This is a genomic window from Janthinobacterium sp. GW456P, assembly GCF_002127655.1.
In the GTDB taxonomy this organism is placed as follows: domain Bacteria; phylum Pseudomonadota; class Gammaproteobacteria; order Burkholderiales; family Burkholderiaceae_D; genus Janthinobacterium.
In genome coordinates, this window is record NZ_NEHB01000009.1 from 68,305 (window position 1) to 91,490 (window position 23,186).

The following is a 23,186-nucleotide window of genomic DNA, read 5'->3' on the forward strand; positions in this document are numbered from 1 at the left end:
GCTGTAGGCATCGAAGCTCCGTGATGTAGTTAATCGGTGTTGTAGTGAACTATAACACTAAGTCTCAAAAAATCAACACGTATTTTCAGGTCAGCCGCGCCTGCAAGTCCAGCGCATTGAACAGGGCGGCGCCGGCCGCCGTGTTATCGAAGATGCACCAGCTGTGCGCCTGCGCCGATGCGCGCCATTCGGCGGCCAGCGCCGCCAGGTAATCGGCCGGATAGTCGGAGTAATATATTTTCGGGCTGCCGTGCAGGCGCAGATAGGCCGCGCTCGTGGTCGGCACATGGGGGCCGCGCTGGCCGGCGGGCGGATCGGCGCGCACGCGCGTGATGCGCTGTGCCATCAGCAGTTCGGTGGCATCCGCCGCGAACCAGCTGGGGTGGCGCGCTTCGCAAGCGAGCATGCCGTTGAAGTGCTGGCGCAGCGCATGAAAAAATGCGGCGGCCGCATCCGCTTCGAAACGCAGGCTGGGCGGCAGCTGCACCAGCACGCAGCCCAGTTTATTCCCCAGCTGCATCACCTCTCCCGCAAAGCGGTCCAGTTCGGCCGCACAGTCGCGCAAGCGCCGTTCGTGCGTGATGCTGCGTGGTAATTTCACGCTGAAGCGGAAATGCTCGGGTACGCTGGCGGCCCAGCGCGCGTAGGTTGACGGCTGGTGCGGACGGTAGAAGGAGCTGTTGATTTCCACGCAGTCCAGTACTTGGGCATAGCGCTGCAGGTGGCTGCCATCGAGGGGGAAGTGGCTGGCGGCGACGCTGGAGATGCTCCAGCCGGCGGTGCCGATGTGAACAGTGTGCATGGCGCCATTACAGCAAGGCCAGGCGGGCGCGGCTATCGGACAAACACCCGTGCGGCCGTCGGCGCAGGCCTAGTCGACGATCTCGCCGTTCAGGTCATGGCGCGTGATGTTGCCGCGCGCATCGATGGCGATCCAGCCGCCGCGCGGCGGTTCCACGTCGCATTCCCAGTCGGGCAGGACATAGCGCAAGGTGTTGTCGACCTGGTGCAGGGCGGGGCGGTGCGTATGGCCGTGGATCATGACGGTGCTCGCGTGTTCGGCAAATACTTGCGCGACAGCATCGGGCGTGACATCCATGATGTCCATGGATTTTTCGCCATTGTGCTCGCGGCTGCTTTGGCGCAAGCCGTCGATGATGGCCTTGCGCTGCGCCAGGGGCATGGACAGGAACTGTTTTTGCCAGGCCGGCTGGCGCACCATGGCGCGAAACTCCATGTAGCTGGCGTCTTTCGTGCATTCGGCGTCGCCATGCAGCAGGACGATGCGCCGGCCGGCAATCGTGGCCACGTGCGGTTCGCTGAGCAGGGTGGCGCCGGCGGCGGCGGCAAAGCCGGAGCCGACAAGAAAGTCGCGGTTGCCGGCGATCCAATAAACATGCACGCCGGCATCGCTGACGGCGCGGATGGCGGCCGTCATGCGCGCATTGAACGGGTCTTCCAGGTCATCGTCGCCGGCCCAGTATTCGAACAGGTCGCCTAATAGATACAGCGCTTGCGCATACTGCGCATGGTGTTCCAGGAAAGAAAGAAACGCCGCGCTGGTGCGCGGGTGCGAGCTCTGCAGATGCAGGTCGGAAATAAAGAGTGCGGCAGGCATTGTCATCGTTCAACGCTCCCGTCGGTTTGGGATTGCTTGCTTGCGGGACGCATGATTGCTGCCTGATTTGTCTGGTGTGTTGAATGCATTGTTGAAGGTGGCTCTGAAAACCGTAGCGAGCAAGCCCAATGCCGGGTCGAGTAGCGGAGCCGTACCTTGAGTACGGCGAGCAACGGAAACCCGGCAGTGGGCTGCGCAGTAGGTTTGCAGGGCTACCTTAGGCGGCTTCGACTTTTTCGATGATGACATCGGTCACTGGCACGTCGGCGAACATGCCGGCGCGCGAGGTTTTCACGGCGCGGATGGCGTCGACGACTTCCTTGCCGTCGGTAACTTTACCGAACACGGCGTAACCCCAGCCGTCCTGGCCTGGATAGTCGAGGAAGCTGTTGTTCTTGATGTTGATGAAGAACTGGGCCGATGCCGAATGCGGATCCGACGTGCGGGCCATGGCCAGGGTGTAGGTATCGTTTTTCAGGCCGTTCTTGGCTTCGTTTTCCACGGTGGTGTCGGCAGGTTTTTGTTTCATGCCTGGCTCGAAACCGCCGCCCTGGATCATGAAACCGTCGATGACGCGGTGGAAGATCGTGTTGTTATAGTGGCCGGCGTTCATGTAGGCCAGGAAGTTGGCAACCGTTTTCGGCGCTTTTTCGGCGTCCAGTTCAGCGGTGATCTTGCCCAGATTGGTGGTGATGATGACGGAGGTCATGATGATCCTTAATAAATTGGATGAATAATTGATTCAGTGGCGCCAGGCAGGCCGGCGGGGCAAAAACGCTATTTTACAGTTTTGCGGGCGCGGACTTGAGTAAAGTCGCCGATTCGATCACCACGGGGGTGACCGGCACGTTCTGGTGCGGCCCCTTGTCTGCCACGGGCACGGCCTTGATCTTGTCGACCACGTCCATGCCTTTGATGACTTTGCCGAACACCGTGTAGCCGAAACCGTCGCGGCCAGGGTAGTCGAGCGCGCCGTTATCGTTCACGTTGATAAAGAATTGCGCGGTGGCCGAATGCGGATCGCCCGTGCGCGCCATGGCGATGCTGTAGGTGACGTTTTGCAAGCCGTTCTGCGCTTCATTCTTGATCGGCGCCTTGGTGGCTTTCTGCTTCATGTTCTTGTCGAAGCCGCCGCCCTGTATCATGAAGCCGTCGATGACGCGGTGAAACACCGTGCCCTTGTAATAACCGCTTTTGACATACTGCAAGAAATTGGCCACGCTTTGCGGCGCTTTTTCCTGATTCAGTTCCAGCACGATTTCGCCCATGCTGGTTTTCAGGGCCACATGGGGCGTGGGGTCGAGGGCGGTCGCCGGAGCGGCCGCCACGACGGCGCTGCCCAGGGTCAGACCGGCAAACAGGGTGCAAAAACGGGCCAGGAAAGACAGGCGTTTCGATTTGATTTCTTGCATGAAGGCGTCCTTGATCGTTATTTTTCTCTAAACTTGCTTTAATTGTAAAGAACTGAAAATTCGGTTGAACATCGTAAAAACCTGATTCATATCGGGCCAGTATGGTTTTTATCAATGTTATACTTGACCGCTAACGTCCCAATTCTAACAAACAAGAACAACAATATAGCGGGTCGACAGTTTTCGGCGCACACGGCAGTTCAGTGGCGCGGCACCCCCGGTGTCCGCGCCTGTCTGTCGTTTTGCCAGGCTGGCGGCCGCTTCACTTGCAAAGTACGATGAGCAATCTAAAGATTTACAACACCCTGGCTCGCGAGAAGCAGGTATTCGTCCCGATGGAAGCGGGCAAGGTACGCATGTACGTCTGCGGCATGACCATCTACGATTATTGCCATATCGGCCATGCGCGCATGATGATGGCTTTCGACGTCATCTACCGCTGGCTGAAGGCGTCCGGTTTCGACGTCACCTATGTGCGCAACATTACGGACATCGACGACAAGATCATCCGCCGCGCCGTGGAAAACGGCGAGACGATTTCCCAGCTGACGACGCGTTTCACCCGCTACATGGATGAAGACACGGCCGCGCTGGGCATCCTGACGCCCGACCACACGCCGCGCGCCACCGAATACGTGCCGCAGATGCTGCGCCTGATCGAGCAGCTGGAAGCGAAGGACCTGGCCTATCAAGGCGCCGATGGCGACGTCAATTACGCCGTGCGCAACTTCCCCCACTACGGCAAGCTGTCGGGCAAGTCGCTCGACGACCTGCGCGCGGGCGAGCGCGTCGACGTGAACACGGGCAAGCGCGATCCGCTCGACTTCGTGCTGTGGAAGTCGTCGAAGGAGTCCGAGCCGGAAGAAGTCAAATGGGATTCGAAGTGGGGCAAGGGCCGTCCGGGCTGGCATATCGAGTGCTCGGCCATGTCCTGCGCCTTGCTTGGCGAACAATTCGACATCCATGGCGGCGGCGCGGACTTGCAATTCCCGCACCACGAAAACGAGATCGCCCAATCCGAAGGCGCGTTCGGCCATACCAGCGTTAACTATTGGATACATAACGGCTTCGTGCGCCTGGACAATGAAAAAATGTCCAAGTCGCTCGGCAATTTCTTCACCATCCGCGAAGTGCTGCAAAAGTTCGATGCCGAAGTGATCCGCTTCTTCATCCTGCGCGCGCACTACCGCAGCCCGCTGAACTATTCGGACGTGCACCTCGATGATGCGCGTTTGTCCTTGACGCGTTTGTACACGGCGCTGGCCGACGTGGCGGTGGAAGAGGGCGCCATCGACTGGAGCGAAGCCCATGCCGTGCGCGTGCGCGAAGCGATGGACGACGATTTCAATACGCCGCTGGCCGTGGCCGCCCTGTTCGACCTGGCGACGGAAGTCAACAAGAGCAAGTCGCCCACCCTGGCGCGTCAATTGAAGGGCCTGGCGGGCGTATTCGGCTTGCTCGAACGCACGCCGCAGCAATTCCTGCAAGCGACCGTCGGCGCTGGCGCCGATAGCCGGGACGAGGCGGCCGGCATTGAAGCGGCCATCGCGGCGCGCAGCGCGGCGAAAAAGGCGCGCGACTTTGCCCAGTCCGACAAGATCCGCGCCGACTTGCTGGCGGCGGGCATCATTCTTGAAGACAAGCCTGACGGCTCGACCAACTGGCGCCGCGCATGATGGCTACGTCCAGGGAAAACGGGGAAGCGCCAGTAGTCGCTGCGCAGGTGATCCAGGTGCCGCACTACTGGGAAGAGGCGAAGATCGAGCTGATGAAGCGCGACCGCATCATGAAAAAGCTCATCCCGCAATTTGGCGACCTGCACCTGGTCGGCCACAGCGACCCGTTTACCACCCTGGCCCGTTCGTTGGTGGGGCAGCAGATCACGCCCAAGGCGGCTGATGCTGCCTGGAAAAAGCTGCTGCTGGCCTGCCCGAAATGCACGCCTTCGCAAGTATTGAAGGCGGGCGCCGAGCAACTGTCCGCCTGCGGTTTGTCCAAACGCAAGACCGAATACATCCTCGACCTGGCCGACCATTTCAAGGCCAAGCGCGTGCACGCGAGCCAGTGGGACCAGATGGATGACGAAGCTGTCATCGCCGAACTGGTGCAGATCCGCGGCATCGGCCGCTGGACAGCCGAGATGTTCCTGATATTTAATCTGCTCCGGCCGAATGTCTTGCCGCTCGACGACCCTGGTTTGATCCAGGGCATCAGCGTCAATTATTTCTCCGGAGAACCCGTTTCCCGCAGCGATGCACGCGAAGTTTCCGCCAATTGGGAGCCGTGGCGCACCGTGGCGACGTGGTATTTGTGGCGCAGTCTCGACCCTGCAGCCGCTCCTGCCGCATCCGATACAGCCCCCGGCGCACCAGCCGGTACGGTAAAATAAACATAGATGACGCCGCGCGCCCTGGCGCCGTGGCCGGTAAAACCTGGAGGTACAATGACTAAAACGACTTTCCTCAATTTTGAACAGCCGATCGCGGAACTCGATTCCAAGATCGAAGAGTTGCGCTTCGTGCAAGACGATTCGGCCGTCGACATCTCGGAAGAGATCGACCGCCTGGCCAAGAAGAGCCAGCAGCTGACCAAGGATATCTACGCCAAGCTGACCCCTTGGCAAGTGGCGCAGATCGCGCGCCACCCGCAACGCCCCTACACCATGGATTACGTGAATGAAATCTTTACCGATTTCCACGAATTGCATGGCGACCGCAGCTACGCGGACGATCTGTCCGTCGTCGGCGGCCTGGCCCGCTTCAACGGCCAGCCGTGCATGGTCATCGGCCACCAGAAGGGCCGCGACACGAAAGAGCGCGCCATGCGCAATTTCGGCATGCCGAAACCGGAAGGCTACCGCAAGGCCATGCGCCTGATGAAAGTGGCTGAGAAGTTCAACCTGCCCATCTTCACGTTCGTCGACACGCCAGGCGCCTTCCCCGGCATCGACGCGGAAGAGCGCGGCCAGTCGGAAGCGATCGGCCACAACCTGTACGTGATGGCCGAGCTGAAAGTGCCGCTGATCGCCACCATCATCGGTGAAGGCGGTTCCGGCGGCGCGCTGGCGATTGCCGTGGGCGATGCCGTGCTGATGCTGCAATACTCGACTTATGCCGTGATCTCGCCGGAAGGCTGCGCCTCGATCCTGTGGAAGAGCGCCGAGCGCGCCTCCGACGCGGCCGAAGCGCTGGGCCTGACCGCCCACCGCCTGAAAGCCATGGGCCTGATCGACAAGATCATCAACGAACCGCTGGGCGGCGCCCACCGCGATCCGAAACAGATGGCGACCTTGCTCAAACGCGCACTGGCCGACACCCTGCGCCAGTTCCAGGGCATGAAAACCAAGGACTTGCTGGCCGCGCGCCATGAAAAACTGCTGAGCTACGGCAAGTTCAAGGAAACCACGCCGAGCGAGTAAGCCAGCGCCGGCGCAGGCCGGCAGCAAGAACACCGGGGACAGGCTGCCAAACGACATGATTCGTTTGGTCGCCTGTCCCTCTTTGCATTCCAGGAGTCTTATGAAAAAGCAACAAACCGCCACCGTCGCCGATATCTTCGCCCGCGCGCTGGCAACTTGCGCACCGCCAGCAGGCAGCGCCGTCGGCATCGCCCTCAGCGGCGGCCTCGATTCCGCCGCCCTGCTGCACCTCGCGCATGCCTGGGCGCAAGAGCAGGGCGTGGTCCTGCACGCATTTCACGTGCACCACGGTCTGAGCCCGAACGCCGATGCCTGGCTGGGCCACTGCGAGCAGGCGTGTGCCGGCTTGGGCGTCGCCTTCGAGGCACGCAAGGTCACCCTGGAAAAGAATGCGAAGACGGGTACGGAAGAGGCGGCCCGCAAGCGCCGTTATGCGGCCCTGGGCGAACTGTGCGCCGCGCACGGCGTGCGCCTGCTGCTCACCGCCCACCATCAGGACGACCAGGCGGAAACGGTGCTGCTGCAATTGCTGCGCGGCTCGGGCACGGCAGGGCTGTCCGGCATGGATGGCGCCAACAGCGCGCCCGAGCTGCTTGGCAATCCGGACCTGGTGATGGCGCGCCCCTTGCTTTCCGTGGCGCGCAAACAACTCGAAGCGTATGTGGCGCAACACGCGATCGCGCACATCCACGATGAATCGAACGACGATCCCCGTTTTGCGCGCAATGCCCTGCGGCACCAGGTGATGCCCGTGCTGGCGCAGGCCTTTCCCGGTTTCCAGGAGCGTTTCGCCCGCAGCGCCCAGCACGCGCAATCGGCGCAGCGCCTGCTGACGGAACTGGCGACGCAGGATTTGGCCATGTGTCTCGATGGCGATTGCATCGAGCTGGCGAAATTGCGCGCGCTGAGCGCGGACCGCTGCTACAACCTGCTGCGCCACTGGTTCGGCACGCGCGGCTTGCGCATGCCGTCGACGGCGTGGCTGGCGGAAATGCTGGCGCAATTGCTTGAAGCGCGGCCCGATGCGCAGCTGCTGGTCACGCATCCCGAATGCCACGTGCGGCGCCACCGCGACCGTTTATACCTAACGCCGAAACTCGATGATCTGGCCGGCATGCGCGATAAAAGCGACGCGGGCATTCCTGGCCTGGAAAAAGCCAGCCAGCAATTTACGTGGCGGGGCGAGGCCAGCCTGGCCTTTCCCGCGTATGGCGGCGTGCTGCACTTCGATGCGGTGGAAGAGGGCGGGCAAGGTATCGATATTGCCTGGTTGCAAGCACAGACCTTGACCATCGACTTCCGCCAGGGCGGCGAGCGCCTGAAGCTGGCCTTGAACCGTCCCACCAAGAGCTTGAAATACCACTACCAGGCATTCGACGTGCCCGCCTGGGAGCGCGAACGCCTGCCCCTTGTCTGTGCGGCGCAACAATTGCTGTATGCGGCTGGTATTGGCCTCGATTGCCATTGCCTGAGCCTGCTGGACCGTCCCCGCGTGAGCTTGCGCTGGCTCTCCTGCTGAGCGCAGGGGCGGCTCCCACGGCCACTCCCGGGGTGGCCGGCAAGTGGCTGTCCATGCGCCCCCGACTGCATGGATTGGTTATTTCCATATGCGCAATCGGTATGAGCTAATGCGCTTTTTAGCTTGTTATTTTGCATTGCGGCATGTAGAGTAAAGCCCTCCTTTTTTATTCTTCTTGAGCGGAAACTTCACTCTTATGGCTTTAATCGTCCACAAATATGGCGGTACGTCGATGGGCTCGACTGACCGTATCAAGAATGTCGCCAAGCGCGTTGCCAAGTGGCACGACGCTGGGCATCAAATCGTGGTGGTGCCATCCGCCATGTCGGGCGAAACCAACCGCCTGATTGGACTGGCCAAGGAAATCATGGATCAACCCGATCCCCGTGAACTTGACATGATCGCCTCGACAGGCGAACAAGTGTCCGTCGGCCTATTGTCGATGGCACTGCTGGCGATCGGCAAACAAGCCGTATCCTATGCTGGCTGGCAAGTCGCGATCAAGACCGATTCCGCCTTTACCAAGGCACGCATCCAGTCGATCGATGACGAAAAAGTCAAACGCGACCTCGATGCGGGCAAGATTGTCATCATTACCGGTTTCCAGGGCGTCGACGAACACGACAACATCGCGACCCTGGGCCGCGGCGGTTCCGACACCTCGGCCGTGGCGATCGCCGCCGCCATGAAGGCGTCCGAATGCCTGATCTTCACGGACGTCGACGGCGTCTACACGACCGACCCGCGCGTGGTTTCCGAGGCGCGCCGCCTGAAGACCATCACCTTTGAAGAAATGCTGGAACTGGCTTCGCTGGGTTCCAAAGTGCTGCAAACGCGTTCGGTGGAATTCGCCGGCAACTACCGCGTGCCCACGCGCGTGCTGTCGTCGCTGACCGACCCGATGTTGCCGCTGGAAATAGAAGCCAATTCAGGCACCCTGATTTCGTTTGAGGAAGATACAAACATGGAACAAGCAGTCATCTCCGGCATCGCCTTCAACCGCGATGAAGCCAAAATCACCGTGCTCGGCGTGCCCGACCGTCCAGGCGTGGCGTACCACATCCTGGGACCGGTGGCGGACGCGAACATCGAAGTCGACATGATCATACAGAATCAGTCGGTCGACGGTAAAACGGACTTCACCTTCACCGTCTCGCGCGGCGAATACACGCGTGCGCTGGCCGTGCTGGAAGCGAACCGCGAAGCGCTGGGCGCGGCCAGCATCACGGGCGACGCGAAAGTGTCGAAACTGTCCGTCGTCGGCGTGGGCATGCGCAGCCACGTGGGCGTCGCATCGCAGATGTTCCGCACCCTGTCGGAAGAGGGCATCAACATCATGATGATCTCCACTTCCGAGATCAAGATCTCCGTGCTGATCGATGAAAAGTACATGGAACTGGCCGTGCGCGCGCTGCATAAAGCGTTCGAGCTGGAAAAAGCTTAAATATCCAAAAATATTGCCCCACGCCCTTGACCAAAGGGGGGGCAATCGATATTATGACGTTCGTCGCTGCAGCGCAGTTAGCTACAGAGACATAGTTGAGTAATCAGCTAGGAGACGTGGCCGAGTGGCCGAAGGCACATCCCTGCTAAGGATGCATACGGCTTATACCTGTATCGTGGGTTCGAATCCCACCGTCTCCGCCAGAATCAAATAAAAAAGCCTCCCCTGCGGGAGGCTTTTTTATTTGTCTGGACGGAACGATGGGATTCGAAGACGGAGCGCCCTGAAGGGCGCGCAGGCTCACCGAATCGCCGTTCTGCCGCGCCCCGCGCGGCCCCGTTGGCCGCGCAGCGGCCAACGCCGTCCCCTCATCCCAGGCACTGGCTGCCAGCGCATGCGCCGCCTTATGCGAGCACATACGCCGGCCTGTGCTCAGCAAGAGATTCTTTTTTATCGCATTCGTCCCAATCCCCTTAAAAAGTTGCATAATCCGCAAATGCCGCGCAGAAATTTCATACTGGCCAGCGCGGCCTATGCCGGCGGCATTGGCGGCATGGTCCGGATAAACGAGGGGGTACGCACATGCAGCTGCTTCGCCAAGTCAAACTGTCGCGCCGGCTGGCCTTGTTGGTCGCCATCTTTTCGCTGGGCCTGATCGTGTATGGCGGCTGGTCGCTGCGCGTGCTGCACGAACTGAAGGTCAACGGGCCCGTGTACCAGCGCATCGTGCAGGGCAAGGACCTGGTGGCCGACGTGCTGCCGCCGCCGGAATACATCCTCGAATCGTATCTGGTCGCCTTCCAGTTGATGGCGTCAGAAGACAGAAGCGCGCAAGACAAGCTGGTCGAACGCCTGAAAACCTTGAAGGCCGAGTACGACACGCGCCATCAGTTCTGGCGTACCCAGGATCTCGATCACGATATCGCCGAAGCCTTGCTGACGCAGGCGCACGCCCCTGCCGTGGCATTCTACGAGACGGCATTCACGCGCTTCATCCCGGCGCTACAGGGGCAGGACAAGGCGGGCGTCGCCACTGCCATGGCGGCCATGGCCGCCAGCTACGACAGCCATCTGGCGGCCATCAACCGCGTGGTCGATATGACCAGCAAGCGCTCGGCCGCGTTCGAGACCGAATCGGCCGACAAGGCGCGCTCGGCAACCGTGCTGCTGGCGGGCTTGCTGCTGGCATCGCTGGGCGTCAGCATCGCCGGCGCCGTGCTGATCAGCCGGAGCATTACCGGCCCCTTGCAGGAGGCGTTGCTGGCAGCGCAGAGGGTGGCCGCCGGCGACCTGAGCAATCGTGTCGACAAGCGCTTTTCCGACGAGCCCGGTCAGTTGCTGCAGGCCCTGGAAGCGATGAATGGCAGCCTGTCGCGCACCGTGGGCCAGGTGCGCAGCAGCACGCAAAGCATCACGATTGCTTCGCGCGAAATCGCGGCCGGCAATTTCGATCTGTCGTCGCGCACGGAGGCGCAAGCCAGTTCGCTGGAAGAAACGGCTTCCGCGATGAAGGAGCTGACCAGCACGGTCAAGCAGAATGCCGACAATGCCAGGCAGGCCAATCAGCTGGTGGTGTCGGCGTCGGAATTTGCCGTGCAGGGCGGACAGGTGGTCGGGCGCGTGGTCGATACCATGGGCGCCATCAATGCCAGCTCGCGCAAGATCGCCGATATTGTCGACGTCATCGACGGCATCGCCTTCCAGACGAATATCCTGGCCCTGAATGCGGCTGTCGAGGCGGCCAGGGCCGGTGAACAGGGACGCGGTTTCGCCGTGGTGGCCAGCGAAGTGCGCGGCCTGGCGCAGCGCTCGGCTGGCGCGGCGAGGGAAATCAAGGCCATGATCGGCGATTCGGTCGAGCGCGTCGACGCGGGCAGCAAGCTGGTGGACGAGGCGGGCGCGACGATGGACAAGATCGTGAACTCGGTCAAGCAAGTGGTCGACCTGATGAGCGAGATCGCCGCCGCCAGCCAGGAACAGAGCCAGGGCATCGAACAGGTCAACCAGGCCATCACGCAGATGGATGAAGTGACGCAGCAGAATGCCGCCCTGGTCGAGGAAGCGGCGGCCGCCGCCGGCAGCCTGGAAGAGCAGGCGGCCAGCCTGGTGCGGGAGGTGGGGGTGTTCAAGCTCGATGCCGGCGGCGCTGCCAGCGCGCTTGCCGCCTCAGCGCATCCGGGGCGCTGACAGGCTGGCTGGCGGCCAGGACCGTTGCTGCGCTACGGCGCGCGGGCCGCCGCCGTGGCTTGCTTGTCGCACGTCGCCAGGCTGCCGGCGCATGCGGAAAACGTTTCCAGATAGGTGATGGTTTTCTCGTATTCGTCGATCAGGTAACGCAGCTGATATGCCGCCTCGACAGATTCCCCCGTGCCGTTGTCCCGCAGCCTGTACATATCTTTCAAGAAGCGTTTTCTTCGCACCAGTTCCGCAGTCAGGCGCGCCCTGCGCTCGGCGGCCGGTGGCAGGGGATACGGCTTGCCATTGATGGATTTGACGCCCTCAGGCGTCAGATCCAGGTCCTTGCCGGGGTGGCGAAATTCCACGCTCATGCTGCCATCCGCTTGCACCAGTATCAGCAGTTCGTCGGCGTCGCTGTTGGCTGGCAAGGTCATGGCCAGCACTTCAGGCCTGCCTTTGGGCAGCCAGCGATATTCGAGCTTGACCTGCAACGGCGCCGCGGCCTGCGCCGGCAGGTGGAAGCAGCAACTGGCGGCGCTGCTCATGTGCGGATTCAGGGGATCGGTATCGACAGCGTTGTCAGGATTGCTGGTGGAACTGATGCCCACCTGTACCATGCGCGGGCTGTAGTTCAAGGTACTGACCGATACCTTGCGCTCACCGGCGCCGGGCGTGTACGCGTGCCGGCCCCGCTCCCCGCGCTCGTCGTGGCCCGCCCGGAGCGGCCGGCGGTACAGCGGTTCAATGCCGAAGCTCGCGATATTGCTGATATAGCCGGTATCGGACGGCCCGACGCGCGAGTGGCTGTTGCCCGGCGTATGGTAGAGGTAGCCGATCTCGTCCAGGGATAGCGCGCTGACCATGCGGTCCTGCTGAAACAGTGGCGGCGACGCGTAGCTGTCGCCGTTGCCCATGACTTTGGCGTAGATGGGGCCCGTCCATGGTCCGTGGCCGCCAAAGCGCGCCAGTACCACGTACTCGCCCAGCAGCGATTCTACTTTCAGGACATCTTTGGTCTCGCCAGTGACGGGATCGATGATGGAGTAAATGCCCGGAAAGGGATTGGTGGCGGCACGCGACAGCGTGGGCAGGGCAAAGCAGAGTGCGGCAACCGCGGCGATGCCGGTGGCGATGGCAGTGCTGGTTTTCATGCTTCGTCCGGTCGTTGTTGCTGCGTGTTCTGCGTTGCCACAGCGGCGCCGGGGGCGATCCCGTTCATCCGGCAGAACGCCACCAGGTCGGCCGGATAGAAGGGCGCGCCGCGATAGCTGCTGTCGTCGATATCGAGCACGCAGGTGATGGCGGCCGCTTCCCAGGACCAGTAGCCCCAGAATGACGTGTCGCGCCGGTGGCTGTCGTAATAGGGCTCGCGGCGGCTGGCCTCATACCATTGCCGCAGATAGGCGTGCATCAGGGCGGGACGGGCATCTTTTTCTGCCGCGAATATCTTGAGTGTGTTGATGTAGGGTAGCTGGCGCGTGCACGTTGGCCAGGCGGCATCCCTGCCGGCAACGAAGCATGCCAGCAGCCGCTCCAGCAAGCCATCCTTTTCATGGTTATTGAAATCGATGACGGGCGCCAGCCGGGGCAGCAAGCTATCCCAGCCCAGTAAAATGCCGAGGCAGACCATGCGGTTGACCTGTTCGTAGCCGTCGCCGGGCAGGGCGAAGTGGGGAAATCCCTGTTCCGCCTCGCCGGCCTGAGCGTCAAATGCCATGTCATAGCGGGCAAACGCCAGCCAGTAACCGAGTATCGTGGGATACGCGGCGCGCAACTCGTCGAGCCGGTGGCCGGCGCTGTAGGCGAGGGCCAGCTGGTCGACGCCATCCCAGGCCCGCTGGCGCGTGGCCGTCATGAAATTTTCTGGTGGAATATGTTGCAGCACGTGCGCCGGCTGTTGCAAGCCGGCTGCCACCATATCGTAGCACTCGTCCTGGCTTTCCTTGCTGTCAAGGTAGATGGCATAGGATAGCCGCGCTTCCCTGCGCCGGGCGCAAAAATCCTGTTCGTTCAGCGTCTGCATCCATGCCCCTTGCTGATTATGGTTGCGGCCATGCAACTTCGCTGGTGTAGCGCGCTTCCTTGCGTAGCCGTCGCGCATAGTCGACCAGATCCCTGGGGTACACCAGATGCGCGGCCTGGCTATCGTCCAGGTCGAGCAGGAAAACCGTCGCCCCCGCTTCGAATGCCCAATAGCCATAGTAGCCGGCATAGCCTTCCTCGCTGATATTGAGATGCTCGTTGTACCAGCGCGGATGATGTCGCATGGCCGGATACCATTGTTTCAGGTATTTCTGGAGCAGGGCCAAGGTAGCTTCCTCATCCTCCTCATAGAACACTTGCAGCAGGGTGTCATAGGGCCTGGCGATGATGCAGGCGTCGAGTGCTTGTCCATCCTCCACATATCCGTCGATCAATTGCTCGAACAGGCCATCGCGGCCACGATGACTGCGCAGCACGTGGATGATGCGCAGTACCGAACGCTGATCGCGCAGCAGGATCGCAATGCTCAGCAGTTGCAAGGTGTCCTCATAGTCGGACAGGACGTAAAACTCTGGTGCTCCCTCATATTCGTAGGGCCCAAACTCTGGAAATTCAAGCACCGCTTCCTGCTGATAGAGTTGATCGACCGCATTCCATTCTTCAAACTTATCCACGATGCCCGCGATGCGCGGCGCCAGTGCCTCAATCGGCTCGCCCGCCGTATAGTCGAGCATCCAGATCCAGAATTCTTCTAAATACAAAAAATGATGGACGGAAGCATTTTCCTGCGCTGAGTCGGCGACCTTTTTGTTTTCCAGTCCTCCTGCAATCAGCGCCAATTGATTGTTGCGCGTTTTGACATACAGTTCTTCATCAAGAAATTGCTGACGCCGCCGTTCGGTGAATGGGCGATTGTTCATCTTGTCTGGCTGCCGCCGTGATCGATGCGTAAGGAAGATGCGCTTGCATGGAAAAATGCGGACATTGCCTGGAACTCCGTGTGGTGAGGGAAACGTATCGACCGTTGATGTCATGACTTGTTTGCAAGATTACACACTAGAAATAGTGATCGAACAAGCGCGATTCAATTGAATCGTGTGCCAGAAAGAACTATTCAAAATAGCTACTATGGGCGACAGGATGGCGTGCCGCAGATATTTTTCGGCCGTCATCATCTTTTTACGTGAACCGGAGCAAGCATGAGCAAGATGAAATACGCGGCCGCAGCGGCCTTATGTGCCAGCCTGTCGCCCGCCATGGCGGCGTCCACCCCGGCCGCGCCGCCTTTCCTCGATGTGCTCGTCTATCAGTACGCCAATTGCGTCAAACCTGCCTACCATCAGACCGACCTGCTGATACAGGACGGGGCGGGGCGCTACCAGATTGACGTCAAGGGCGAGGCCTACACGGTCGAATTGCAGGAACGCATGGGCTTTTCGCTGCAGGCGGGCACAGGCGGCCCCGTGGCGGCAGTCGTCAAGCTGGACCGGCCGCCACAGGGACAGTTCGCGGAGCAGGCGCGCTGGCGCGAACGCTGGCTGCGCGACGTGGCCGAGCGTAGCGGCGTGGCGCTGGACGAGCGGGCGTTTGCGGGCGGCGCGCGCCTGCTGGCCGTCAACAAGGCTGAGATCAAGGGAAACTATGTCGGGCAGTCCCTGCTGATCGATCCGGCACGGCAGTTGTTCATCGATATCGCGTGGCCGAACACGCTGGATATCTATCGCGGCCCCGATGCCCTGCGGCAGGTGCGGCAAGTGCAGGACGATGTCTGGAAACGCATGCTGTCCTGCCCGCCGGCCACGTGAAGACCGTCGCCTTCGCATATCCCTGCTGCGTGCACGTGCATACACAAATAATAATGATTCTCATTTATAATTCAGCGTTATGGGCGTGCAATGGGCTGGCGCCATGGCGCCACGGGTGGTGAAGGAGGGCATGATGGGTAGTGTGTATGGCAACGAAGACGTGATCGCGCATGAGCATCGCGTGCTGATGGGCGAATATGGTCGCGCGCAGGCGCGTTGCAGTGCGCAGTTGGCGGCGCAGGCGGCCCGCATCGCGCAGCTGGAGTCGGAATTGATGCGCGCGCGGGCGCAGGTCGTCATCCGCGATACGCAGCTGGCGCTGGCGCGCGACGCATTGGCCGAATTGTCGGCCAGTATGCCGGGCTTGCCGACGCGTGCACGGCTGGCCCGCAAGGTCGAGTGGCTCAGCGAGCGCGTGCAGGACCTGATGCGCGAGCTGCTGCGCCTGCAGTGGCTGCCGGCGCCATCCTTGCAGGCCGACGTGCGCGAAAAGGCCGTGCTGTATGTGGGCCACTATGCAAGTCTGGCGCCGGGCCAGGACGCGGGCGGCGCCAACGTGGCTCAGCTGGCCATCGAACAGGCCGGCGGGCGCTTCCTGCATCACGCGGGCGGCGACGATGGCGCCGACGATGCGGCGGCGCTGGAAGCGGGTCTGGTGGCGGCCGACCTGGTGATTTGCCAGACCGGCTGCGTCAGCCACGACGCTTACTGGCGCGTGCATGACCATTGCAAGCGCACGGGCAAGCAGTGCGTGCTGGTGGACCAGCCGCAAGCCATGCATTTCGTGCGCAAGGAAGCGCTGGCCGCTTCTTAACGCCGGTTTAATCTGCATGGGCCACAATGGCCGTCCCTCGACGTTCCTGAAAGCGCCCATGCTGTCTCTGCAAATCGGCCCCCTGGCCCTGCCCACGGGCCTGGTCCTGTTGTTCCTTTCCCTGTGCGTCGCCTACGGTGCGGCGTGGTGGCTGCGGAAGTATCGCCAATTGCCGGACGCCGGCCCCCTCGTTTCCGACATGCTGATCGCCGGCCTGCTGGCGGCGCGCCTGGCGTTCGTGCTGCGCTGGCATGAGCAGTATTTCAGCTCCCCCTTGGCCGCGCCCGGGTCCATCATCAATATCCGCGACGGCGGCTTCATGGCTTCGGCCGGCATCGCGGCCGCGCTGGCCATCGCCGCGTGGCGTTGCCGGCGTCCCGCCATGGCGGCCATGCGCCGTCCGCTGGCTGTCAGCGTGGCCTGCGGCGCGCTGGCCTGGGCCGTGTTGAGCGCAGGGATCTCGCTGGCGTATGACAAGCCGGCGGCCTTGCCGGCCGTGGCGCTGCAGACGCTGGACGGCACGTCCACCAGCCTGGCGGCGCTGGCCGGCGGCAAGCCCATGGTCGTCAACCTGTGGGCCAGCTGGTGCCCGCCATGCCGGCGCGAGATGCCCGTGCTGGCCGCCGCGCAGCAGGCGCGCGCCGATATCGTCTTCGTGTATGCGAACCAGCGTGAGGATGCGGCCGCCGCCAGCGCTTTCCTGGACAGGAGTGGCGCGACCCTGCGCAATGTGGTACTCGACAGCGGGGCGGCGCTGGGCAAGGCGGCTGGTTCCTCGGCCCTGCCCACCACCCTGTTTTATGACGCGCAGGGGCGCCTGGTCGATACGCACCTGGGCGAATTGTCCGATGCCTCGCTGGCCAGCAAGCTGCAGCAGATCGCGCGCGTTCCCTGAGGTGGATATGCCTTGTTGACGTAGCCCTGGCGGTTTCTGATAGTATACCCCCCTATAGTATTTATCGGAGTGAATCATGGGCCACACGGCGCACAACAAGACCAGGCTGCTCAATCGCGTCAAGCGCATCAAGGGGCAGGTGGAAGGCCTGGAGCGGGGCCTGGAAGAGGGCCGCGACTGCGGCGAAGTGCTGCAGCTGATCGCCGCCGTGCGCGGCGCCGTGAATGGCCTGATGGCCGAAGTGATCGAGGAACACTTGCGCGAGCACGTGGCCAGCCCCGATATCTCCGGCGAGGAGCGGGCCAGGGGCGCCGACGATATCGCCGGCATCCTGCGCACCTACCTCAAATAATCACCAGGGACCATCACATGAAACACCAACACACGGCGGAAGACCTCTCCGCCTGGCAGCACGAACACGTTTTTGACAGCAGCAATGGCAAGGCCGAACGCCGCGCGCGCATCGTCATGTGGATCACGCTGGCCACCATGCTGCTGGAAATCCTTGCCGGCTGGTGGTACAACTCCATGGCGCTGCTGGCCGATGGCTGGCATATGAGTTCGCACGCGCTGGCCATCGGCCTGGCCGCGTTTGCGTATGCGGCCGCGCGCCGTTATGCGCGCGACCCCCGCTTTGCCTTCGGCACGTGGAAGATCGAGGTGCTGGCCGGCTACACGAGCGCCATTTTGCTGCTGGGCGTGGCCGTGCTGATGGTGGCCGCTTCCGTCGAGCGCCTGTTTTCACCGCAGCCCATCCACTATCCGCAGGCGATGGCGGTGGCGGCCTTCGGCCTGGCTGTGAACCTCGTGTGCGCGCTGATCCTCGGCGGCCACCACGACCATCACCATGGCCACGATCATCACCATGGCCACGGCCATCACGATCACCATGGTCATGGCGAAGACCTGAACCTGAAGGCCGCCTACATTCACGTGCTGGCTGACGCCGCCACCTCCGTGCTGGCCATCGTCGCGCTGGCCGGCGCGTGGGCTTACGGCTGGCAGTGGCTCGATCCCCTGATGGGCATCTTGGGCGCCGTGCTGGTGGCCCTGTGGGCGAAAAAGCTGATGCAGGAAACGGGCAAGGTCTTGCTGGACCGCGAGATGGATCACCCCGTGGTGGACGAAATCCGCGAAGCGGTGGAAGTGGCCAGTGCCGGCGACACGCCGCGCATCGTCGACCTGCATGTGTGGCGAGTCGGCAAGCAGCTGTATTCGTGCGCCTTGTCCGTCGTCAGCCGCGATGCCGCATTGACGGCGGCCGAGCTGCGCGCGCGTATAGGCATCCACGAGGAAATCGTCCACAGCACCATCGAGATTATTCGCCGGCCTTGATAATGATGGGGAAAAAAGCCCGCTGATACGGGGCGTAGGCCGTATAATGTCGGCTTTTACAGCACGCGCTGTTCACCAGACAGAGAAGAAAATGAGCACATTACCACCATGCCCGCAATGCCAATCCGAATTCACGTACGAAGACGGCAGCCAGTTGATCTGCCCTGAGTGCGCGCATGAATGGTCGGCCACGGCTGCAGAAGCGGCGGAAGAGGGCGCCAAGGTGTACCGCGATTCGGCCGGCAATATCCTGCAGGACGGCGACACGGTCAGCGTCATCAAGGACTTGAAATTGAAGGGCGGCGGCGGTGTCGTCAAGATGGGCACCAAGGTCAAGAATATCCGCCTGGTCGATGCCGACCACGATATCGACTGCAAAATCGACGGCTTCGGTTCCATGAGCCTGAAGACGGAATTCGTGAAGAAAGTGTAAGACTCTCCTTGCCATTCGCGGCGCGCCTCGCATTCCTGCCGGCGCGCCGTTTTTTATTTCAAACCCCATGCAAATCGATTATCTGCGCCAGCGCCTGCGCGCCTTGGGCGCCAAGCCCCTGCACGAACAGCGCGTGCTGCGCGACTGGATACAGGGCCAGCCGCACGACCAGGGCCGGCGCCGCGCCGAAGACTTTTTGCCGCTGCCCGTGCGCGAGGCCTTGCCTGCACTCGACCTGGAATTGCAGGGCATGCTGAAACTGCTGAGCAGCCATCCGGGCGCCGACGGTTCCGCGCGCCTGCTGGTGGGGCTGCACGACGGTCAGACGGTGGAAAGCGTGCTGCTGCCGCGCGACGGCTTGTGCGTGTCGAGCCAGGTCGGTTGCGCCGTCGGCTGCCAGTTCTGCATGACGGGCCGCGACGGCTTGATACGCCAGGTGACGAGCGGCGAGATCGTCGCCCAGGTGGTACTGGCGCGCACCCTGCGACCTGTGAAAAAAGTCGTCTTCATGGGCATGGGCGAACCGGCGCATAACCTGAACAATGTGATGGAAGCGATCGAACTGCTGGGCACCGAGGGCAATATCGGCCACAAGAACCTCGTGTTTTCCACCGTGGGCGACCCGCGCGCCTTTGAGCGCCTGCCGCAGGGGCGGGTCAAGCCGGCGCTGGCCCTGTCGCTGCACACGACGAAGCCGGCGCTGCGCGAGCAGCTGCTGCCGCGCGCGCCCAGGCTCACCCCGCGCGAACTGGTGGACTTCGGCGAATCGTACGCGCGCCTGACCGGCTACCCGGTGCAGTATCAATGGACCCTGATGGAAGGCGTCAACGATGGCGATGACGAGATGGACGGCATCGTCGCGCTCCTGCAGGGCAAGTACGCGGTGCTCAACATGATCCCGTACAACACCATCGATGACTTGCCGTTCAGGCGTCCCAGCTGGGAAAAGGCGCGGACGATTGCCGCCGCCCTGCACGCGCGCGGCGTGCTGACCAAATTGCGCGATTCGGCCGGGCAGGACGTGGAGGGCGGCTGCGGGCAGTTGCGGGCGCGCGCGGCCAAGGGCAAGAAAGTAATCGAGATACACGCAGCGTAAAACCGGGGTCAGCGGCGTAGGTCGGATTAGCGGGAACCGCGTAATCCGACATTGCGAAGCCAACAATGGTGTCGGATTACGCTCCGCTAATCCGACCTACCCGGCTCACATGCCACCCAGCAAATCGTTTTCATTCAATATCGCAAACGCGATCTCGGGATGCGCGGCCAGGCAGCGGCGTACGGCGGCGGGAATGGCCGCGCGCGTCTTGCGGCACAGCCCGGGCCGCTCCAGCAGGCGGATCTGGAAGCCGCGCACGGTGCGCACTTCGCCGCTGCCCGGCGCAATCTGCAATTCCACGCCCAGGTTGCTCTTCAACAGCCGCTGCAGCTTTTGCAACTGCGCATAGGTGGCGATGCCCTCGATGTGCGCCAGCAGGCGTTTTTCTTCCGTCAGGTTCAGGCGCAGGATGGAAACGTCCGCCTGCGGATCGTCGAGCAGCCGCTCGCGTTCGCAGTCGCACAGCTGCGGCGGGCACTCCTTGCGGACTTCAAAATCGACGATGCGCATGCTGGTGTTCCAGTGACGTTCCAATGGCGAGTTCCCGATCAATCAAGTATCGTCCGCCGCCTGGCGCATGTCAATCAGCGCGGGCTGACGATCAGGCGCCAGAGAATGGGGCCCTGTTCGCTGCTGTGCTGATGGTGGTTCTGCGGCGGCATGACGTGGCCTTCCGTCGACACGATCTCGTGCGCGCAGCCGTCGCAGCGGTAGATGCCCGAATACGGCACGGCTTCGCCGGGCGAGGTCAGTTCATCGAAGCGCGGGTGCATGGAGCGGGCCACGTAGCTGGGGTTCTTGTAGTCGGCCATGGATTCCTCGGGCAGTGGTCAATGTCCCCATTCTGGCACACAATCGCGCGCGGCCTTGACCGCGTGGCTTGGCGCGCGCGCCACCCTGTGTTGTAATGTTGATCATCCCGACTGAACATGCAAGGCCATGAGAACCCGCATCAAGATCTGCTGTATCGCTTCCATCGACGAAGCGCAACTGGCGATTGCCGCCGGCGCCGACGCGCTGGGCCTGGTGGCCGCCATGCCGTCCGGTCCCGGCCCGATTCCCGACGCGCGCATCGCGCAGATCGCCGCCTGGACGCCGCCGCCCGTGGCGACCTTCCTGCTGACGTCAGAGACGACGGCGGCAGCCATCGCCGAACACGTGCGCGCCACGCAGCCGTCCACCGTGCAGATCGTCGGGCATGTCGACCCGGGCGAAGTGGCGCAGCTGGCGCGCCTGTTGCCGCACGTGCGGCGCGTGCAGGTGATCCACGTGGAAGGGCCCGAGGCGCTGAACCTGATCCCCGCCTACGCGCCCCACGTGCACGCCTTTTTGCTAGATTCGGGCCGCCCCGGCGCGGCGGTGCCGGAACTGGGCGGCACGGGCCGCACGCATGACTGGTCCGTCAGCGCCCGCTTCGTGCGCGCCAGTCCCCGTCCCGTCTTCCTGGCAGGGGGGCTGGACGACACCAACGTGGCTGACGCGCTGCGCCAGGTGCGCCCCTACGGCATCGACCTGTGCTCGCGCGTGCGCACGGACGGCCAGCTCGATGTCATGAAGCTGGCCTTGCTGATGGCGGCCGTGCGCGACGTCGATGCGGCGCTGTATGCGGAAGGCTAAGCGGCCGGCAGTGTGCCCATTTCGCGCACGAACGCTTCCGTAAACGCGGCCACCATGCCGCTGGCCGCGCGCGGCGAGATCAGGCCGACGACGGAATGCGATTCCTCGTCCGGCAGGGCGATAAAACGCACGCCGGGCGGCGCCACCAGGCGCATGCTGTCGGGGACGATGGCGATGCCCAGGTTCGCCTCGATCAGGTTCAGCTGCGAGGTCTTGCGCGACATGGCGCGCGCCGCCTTCGGGAAGAAACCCTGCGCCAGGCACAGGCCCGCCACCAGGTAGCTGAGACCGCCCCGGTCCTTGTGCGGGATCGAGACGAAGGCCTCGTCGCGCAGGGCGCCGATCGTCGTGCGCTCCAGCGCGGCCAGCGGAGACTGCGCCGACACGGCCACCACCAGCTTTTCCGCAAACAGTTCGCGCACGACGATGTTGGCGTGCTTGCGCAGGGTGGGCAGGCGCACCAGGCCCAGGTCGGCGCGGCCTTCCTCGATATCGGCGGCCTGGTTTTCCGACGAGCCTTTTGACACGTCGAGCGTAACGCCGGGGAACTGCGCCAGCAGGCGGTTCAGCACGGCGCCGATGGCGGGCGTGAGGGTGACGGAGCTCGAATGCAGCAGGCGGATGATGCCTTGCGCGCCTTGGCCCACGTGGCGCGTCTGGCGCACGGTTTCCTCGATGTCGTCGAGGATGCGCCTGGCGCGTTCATAAAACAGCTGTCCCGCGGGTGTGAGTTCGATATGGCGCGCGTCGCGCGTGAGCAGCAGCGCCTGCACCTCGCCTTCGAGCTCCTTGATTTGTCGGCTCAGGGCCGACTGCGCGATATATAACTTTTCCGCCGCGCGCGAGTAGCTGCCCGCATCGACGACTTCGACAAAGTACTTGAATTGTTTGAGAGAAATCAATCGTATGCCTTTTCGAGATCGGAGACTGCCTGATTTGATATTGGCCTTGGCCCCGGCGTTCGCGCTACAGTGCATTGGTCCGCTGTCATTGCGAAGGAAAGACCATGCTGGAATTGATCGGGGTGCTGGGATTGCTCGTCAGTATTATCGTAAAACTGATTTTCGTCCAGATCGGCGGCGCGGCCGAGGGCAAGGAGGATTAGTATGCGAGGGTTGCCACATACGGCGCCGGCAAGTGCACGGCTTGCAGCCGGCAAGCCGGCGCCACGCCGTCCCATTCGGCCAGCTGCCGGCCCGCGCACTTGAGCGCCGCCTCGCGCGCCGTCCACGCCTGCGCCAGGGCGCAAGGACGCTCTGGATCGGGCAAGGAGGCCAGCTGCTGCGCCACCCGCGGCCCCAGGTAATCGCGCGCCACCTGTTCCCAGTCGGGGATGTCCTGCACGCGCATCACGTCGATGCCGACGGGACCATGCAGGCCGATGGCGGCCAGCGACAGTCCCTCGTCATGGCTGAACGACAGGCCAACTGTGCGTCCAGCCAGCAGCAAACGGGGAGGGGTGCCCGGCGTCGACTCCACTGTAATCGCCTCGATGTTCAGCTCGAGCCACTGCGCCGCCGCCTCGCGCACGGCGGCGCGGATGCGCTGGCGCGCCACGGCGCGGGGCAGGACGGCAGCGATGCCGATCGCCAGCACGCCGTCTCTTGACAAGAGCACCG

The 23,186-nt window shown here is 62.7% G+C and carries 25 protein-coding genes and 1 tRNA gene; 15 read left to right on the forward strand and 11 right to left on the reverse strand.

The window, feature by feature from the left end; genetic code table 11:
- Nucleotides 1-85: 85 nt before the first annotated feature.
- The 4 genes from CBW66_RS10390 to CBW66_RS10405 form a co-directional block, all read right to left on the reverse strand.
- Entirely contained in the window at nucleotides 86-802 is a 717-nt protein-coding gene (locus CBW66_RS10390) for a DUF72 domain-containing protein (protein ID WP_086138306.1), read from the reverse strand.
- Between the two features lie 69 nt (nucleotides 803-871).
- Nucleotides 872-1,618, reverse strand: a complete 747-nt coding sequence (locus CBW66_RS10395; RefSeq protein ID WP_086138307.1) for a UDP-2,3-diacylglucosamine diphosphatase — start codon at nucleotides 1,616-1,618, stop codon at nucleotides 872-874.
- A gap of 217 nt (nucleotides 1,619-1,835) precedes the next feature.
- On the reverse strand, nucleotides 1,836-2,327 hold the full coding sequence (locus CBW66_RS10400) for a peptidylprolyl isomerase (RefSeq protein WP_086138308.1): 492 nt from the start codon (nucleotides 2,325-2,327) through the stop codon (nucleotides 1,836-1,838).
- Nucleotides 2,328-2,400: 73 nt separating this feature from the next.
- Nucleotides 2,401-3,030: a peptidylprolyl isomerase gene (locus CBW66_RS10405; protein ID WP_170932854.1), complete on the reverse strand. Its 630-nt coding sequence runs from the start codon at nucleotides 3,028-3,030 to the stop codon at nucleotides 2,401-2,403.
- Between the two features lie 278 nt (nucleotides 3,031-3,308).
- Here CBW66_RS10405 and cysS point away from each other — a divergent pair, with 278 nt between their 5' ends.
- The 7 genes from cysS to CBW66_RS10440 all read left to right on the forward strand — a co-directional run bounded on the left by cysS (nucleotide 3,309) and on the right by CBW66_RS10440 (nucleotide 11,598).
- A complete protein-coding gene (cysS, locus tag CBW66_RS10410; protein WP_086138309.1) occupies nucleotides 3,309-4,706 on the forward strand; it encodes a cysteine--tRNA ligase in 1,398 nt (465 codons plus the stop codon).
- A complete protein-coding gene (locus CBW66_RS10415; RefSeq protein WP_086138391.1) occupies nucleotides 4,706-5,419 on the forward strand; it encodes a DNA-3-methyladenine glycosylase in 714 nt (237 codons plus the stop codon). The genes cysS and CBW66_RS10415 overlap by 1 nt, the downstream gene beginning before the upstream one ends.
- Before the next feature lie 54 nt (nucleotides 5,420-5,473).
- Entirely contained in the window at nucleotides 5,474-6,448 is a 975-nt protein-coding gene (locus CBW66_RS10420; protein ID WP_034784047.1) for an acetyl-CoA carboxylase carboxyltransferase subunit alpha, read from the forward strand.
- 100 nt (nucleotides 6,449-6,548) lie between these two features.
- On the forward strand, nucleotides 6,549-7,967 hold the full coding sequence (gene tilS / locus CBW66_RS10425; protein ID WP_086138310.1) for a tRNA lysidine(34) synthetase TilS: 1,419 nt from the start codon (nucleotides 6,549-6,551) through the stop codon (nucleotides 7,965-7,967).
- Nucleotides 7,968-8,163: 196 nt separating this feature from the next.
- A complete protein-coding gene (locus CBW66_RS10430; RefSeq protein WP_070221317.1) occupies nucleotides 8,164-9,411 on the forward strand; it encodes an aspartate kinase in 1,248 nt (415 codons plus the stop codon).
- Nucleotides 9,412-9,521: 110 nt separating this feature from the next.
- Nucleotides 9,522-9,614, forward strand: a tRNA-Ser gene (locus CBW66_RS10435).
- 379 nt (nucleotides 9,615-9,993) lie between these two features.
- A complete protein-coding gene (locus CBW66_RS10440) occupies nucleotides 9,994-11,598 on the forward strand; it encodes a methyl-accepting chemotaxis protein (RefSeq protein ID WP_086138311.1) in 1,605 nt (534 codons plus the stop codon).
- Between the two features lie 32 nt (nucleotides 11,599-11,630).
- Here CBW66_RS10440 and CBW66_RS10445 read toward each other — a convergent pair whose 3' ends face one another.
- From CBW66_RS10445 to CBW66_RS10455, 3 genes are read right to left on the reverse strand one after another with little or no spacing between them, the layout of a single operon-like run.
- Entirely contained in the window at nucleotides 11,631-12,740 is a 1,110-nt protein-coding gene (locus tag CBW66_RS10445) for a hypothetical protein (protein ID WP_086138312.1), read from the reverse strand.
- Nucleotides 12,737-13,612 carry a PoNe immunity protein domain-containing protein gene (locus CBW66_RS10450; RefSeq protein ID WP_170932855.1) on the reverse strand — a complete coding sequence of 292 codons (876 nt, stop codon included), beginning with the start codon at nucleotides 13,610-13,612 and terminating at the stop codon, nucleotides 12,737-12,739. The genes CBW66_RS10445 and CBW66_RS10450 overlap by 4 nt, the downstream gene beginning before the upstream one ends.
- Nucleotides 13,613-13,628: 16 nt before the next feature.
- Complete coding sequence (locus tag CBW66_RS10455) at nucleotides 13,629-14,606, reverse strand: PoNe immunity protein domain-containing protein (protein ID WP_086138314.1); 978 nt, start codon at nucleotides 14,604-14,606, stop codon at nucleotides 13,629-13,631.
- Nucleotides 14,607-14,771: 165 nt separating this feature from the next.
- Here CBW66_RS10455 and CBW66_RS10460 point away from each other — a divergent pair, with 165 nt between their 5' ends.
- The 7 genes from CBW66_RS10460 (at nucleotide 14,772) to CBW66_RS10490 (ending at nucleotide 19,950) form a co-directional block, all read left to right on the forward strand.
- Nucleotides 14,772-15,377, forward strand: a complete 606-nt coding sequence (locus CBW66_RS10460; protein WP_086138315.1) for a hypothetical protein — start codon at nucleotides 14,772-14,774, stop codon at nucleotides 15,375-15,377.
- Nucleotides 15,378-15,651: 274 nt separating this feature from the next.
- Nucleotides 15,652-16,191, forward strand: a complete 540-nt coding sequence (locus tag CBW66_RS10465) for a DUF2325 domain-containing protein (RefSeq protein ID WP_230492206.1) — start codon at nucleotides 15,652-15,654, stop codon at nucleotides 16,189-16,191.
- 58 nt (nucleotides 16,192-16,249) lie between these two features.
- The gene (locus tag CBW66_RS10470) at nucleotides 16,250-17,086 is read left to right on the forward strand and encodes a TlpA disulfide reductase family protein (protein ID WP_086138393.1); all 837 of its coding nucleotides are present in this window, start codon (nucleotides 16,250-16,252) and stop codon (nucleotides 17,084-17,086) included.
- Between the two features lie 76 nt (nucleotides 17,087-17,162).
- Nucleotides 17,163-17,438, forward strand: a complete 276-nt coding sequence (locus tag CBW66_RS10475) for a metal/formaldehyde-sensitive transcriptional repressor (RefSeq protein WP_086138316.1) — start codon at nucleotides 17,163-17,165, stop codon at nucleotides 17,436-17,438.
- Between the two features lie 17 nt (nucleotides 17,439-17,455).
- Entirely contained in the window at nucleotides 17,456-18,421 is a 966-nt protein-coding gene (gene dmeF / locus CBW66_RS10480) for a CDF family Co(II)/Ni(II) efflux transporter DmeF (protein WP_086138317.1), read from the forward strand.
- 91 nt (nucleotides 18,422-18,512) lie between these two features.
- The gene (locus CBW66_RS10485) at nucleotides 18,513-18,854 is read left to right on the forward strand and encodes a zinc ribbon domain-containing protein YjdM (protein ID WP_086138318.1); all 342 of its coding nucleotides are present in this window, start codon (nucleotides 18,513-18,515) and stop codon (nucleotides 18,852-18,854) included.
- Between the two features lie 67 nt (nucleotides 18,855-18,921).
- Complete coding sequence (locus CBW66_RS10490) at nucleotides 18,922-19,950, forward strand: RNA methyltransferase (RefSeq protein WP_086138319.1); 1,029 nt, start codon at nucleotides 18,922-18,924, stop codon at nucleotides 19,948-19,950.
- 105 nt (nucleotides 19,951-20,055) lie between these two features.
- Here the strand turns inward: CBW66_RS10490 and CBW66_RS10495 are convergent, their stop codons facing one another.
- Entirely contained in the window at nucleotides 20,056-20,460 is a 405-nt protein-coding gene (locus tag CBW66_RS10495; protein WP_086138320.1) for a hypothetical protein, read from the reverse strand.
- Between the two features lie 74 nt (nucleotides 20,461-20,534).
- A complete protein-coding gene (locus tag CBW66_RS10500) occupies nucleotides 20,535-20,762 on the reverse strand; it encodes a hypothetical protein (protein ID WP_086138321.1) in 228 nt (75 codons plus the stop codon).
- Nucleotides 20,763-20,889: 127 nt separating this feature from the next.
- Between CBW66_RS10500 and CBW66_RS10505 the strand changes: the two genes are divergently transcribed.
- Nucleotides 20,890-21,567, forward strand: a complete 678-nt coding sequence (locus CBW66_RS10505) for a phosphoribosylanthranilate isomerase (RefSeq protein WP_086138322.1) — start codon at nucleotides 20,890-20,892, stop codon at nucleotides 21,565-21,567.
- On the opposite strand, the gene CBW66_RS10510 is transcribed toward CBW66_RS10505, so the two are convergent.
- Nucleotides 21,564-22,469, reverse strand: a complete 906-nt coding sequence (locus CBW66_RS10510; RefSeq protein ID WP_086138323.1) for a LysR family transcriptional regulator — start codon at nucleotides 22,467-22,469, stop codon at nucleotides 21,564-21,566. The two genes, CBW66_RS10505 and CBW66_RS10510, sit on opposite strands and share 4 nt — an antisense overlap.
- A 199-nt stretch (nucleotides 22,470-22,668) precedes the next feature.
- A complete protein-coding gene (locus CBW66_RS10515; RefSeq protein ID WP_170932857.1) occupies nucleotides 22,669-23,184 on the reverse strand; it encodes a 4'-phosphopantetheinyl transferase superfamily protein in 516 nt (171 codons plus the stop codon).
- Between the last annotated feature and the right edge of the window lie 2 nt (nucleotides 23,185-23,186).

Coding starts and splice junctions, on each gene's coding strand:
- CBW66_RS10430 (WP_070221317.1), top strand. CDS start 8,164: ATGGCTTTAATCGTCCACAAATATGGCGGTACGTCGATGGGCTCGACT.
- CBW66_RS10475 (WP_086138316.1), top strand. CDS start 17,163: ATGGGCCACACGGCGCACAACAAGACCAGGCTGCTCAATCGCGTCAAG.
- CBW66_RS10490 (WP_086138319.1), top strand. CDS start 18,922: ATGCAAATCGATTATCTGCGCCAGCGCCTGCGCGCCTTGGGCGCCAAG.
- CBW66_RS10500 (WP_086138321.1), bottom strand. CDS start 20,762: ATGGCCGACTACAAGAACCCCAGCTACGTGGCCCGCTCCATGCACCCG.
- CBW66_RS10405 (WP_170932854.1), bottom strand. CDS start 3,030: ATGCAAGAAATCAAATCGAAACGCCTGTCTTTCCTGGCCCGTTTTTGC.
- CBW66_RS10420 (WP_034784047.1), top strand. CDS start 5,474: ATGACTAAAACGACTTTCCTCAATTTTGAACAGCCGATCGCGGAACTC.
- CBW66_RS10445 (WP_086138312.1), bottom strand. CDS start 12,740: ATGAAAACCAGCACTGCCATCGCCACCGGCATCGCCGCGGTTGCCGCA.
- CBW66_RS10395 (WP_086138307.1), bottom strand. CDS start 1,618: ATGCCTGCCGCACTCTTTATTTCCGACCTGCATCTGCAGAGCTCGCAC.
- CBW66_RS10465 (WP_230492206.1), top strand. CDS start 15,652: ATGCGCGCGCGGGCGCAGGTCGTCATCCGCGATACGCAGCTGGCGCTG.
- CBW66_RS10400 (WP_086138308.1), bottom strand. CDS start 2,327: ATGACCTCCGTCATCATCACCACCAATCTGGGCAAGATCACCGCTGAA.
- CBW66_RS10450 (WP_170932855.1), bottom strand. CDS start 13,612: ATGCAGACGCTGAACGAACAGGATTTTTGCGCCCGGCGCAGGGAAGCG.
- CBW66_RS10455 (WP_086138314.1), bottom strand. CDS start 14,606: ATGACATCAACGGTCGATACGTTTCCCTCACCACACGGAGTTCCAGGC.
- CBW66_RS10390 (WP_086138306.1), bottom strand. CDS start 802: ATGCACACTGTTCACATCGGCACCGCCGGCTGGAGCATCTCCAGCGTC.
- tilS (WP_086138310.1), top strand. CDS start 6,549: ATGAAAAAGCAACAAACCGCCACCGTCGCCGATATCTTCGCCCGCGCG.
- CBW66_RS10440 (WP_086138311.1), top strand. CDS start 9,994: ATGCAGCTGCTTCGCCAAGTCAAACTGTCGCGCCGGCTGGCCTTGTTG.
- CBW66_RS10495 (WP_086138320.1), bottom strand. CDS start 20,460: ATGCGCATCGTCGATTTTGAAGTCCGCAAGGAGTGCCCGCCGCAGCTG.
- CBW66_RS10470 (WP_086138393.1), top strand. CDS start 16,250: ATGCTGTCTCTGCAAATCGGCCCCCTGGCCCTGCCCACGGGCCTGGTC.
- CBW66_RS10460 (WP_086138315.1), top strand. CDS start 14,772: ATGAGCAAGATGAAATACGCGGCCGCAGCGGCCTTATGTGCCAGCCTG.
- CBW66_RS10485 (WP_086138318.1), top strand. CDS start 18,513: ATGAGCACATTACCACCATGCCCGCAATGCCAATCCGAATTCACGTAC.
- cysS (WP_086138309.1), top strand. CDS start 3,309: ATGAGCAATCTAAAGATTTACAACACCCTGGCTCGCGAGAAGCAGGTA.
- CBW66_RS10505 (WP_086138322.1), top strand. CDS start 20,890: ATGAGAACCCGCATCAAGATCTGCTGTATCGCTTCCATCGACGAAGCG.
- dmeF (WP_086138317.1), top strand. CDS start 17,456: ATGAAACACCAACACACGGCGGAAGACCTCTCCGCCTGGCAGCACGAA.
- CBW66_RS10415 (WP_086138391.1), top strand. CDS start 4,706: ATGGCTACGTCCAGGGAAAACGGGGAAGCGCCAGTAGTCGCTGCGCAG.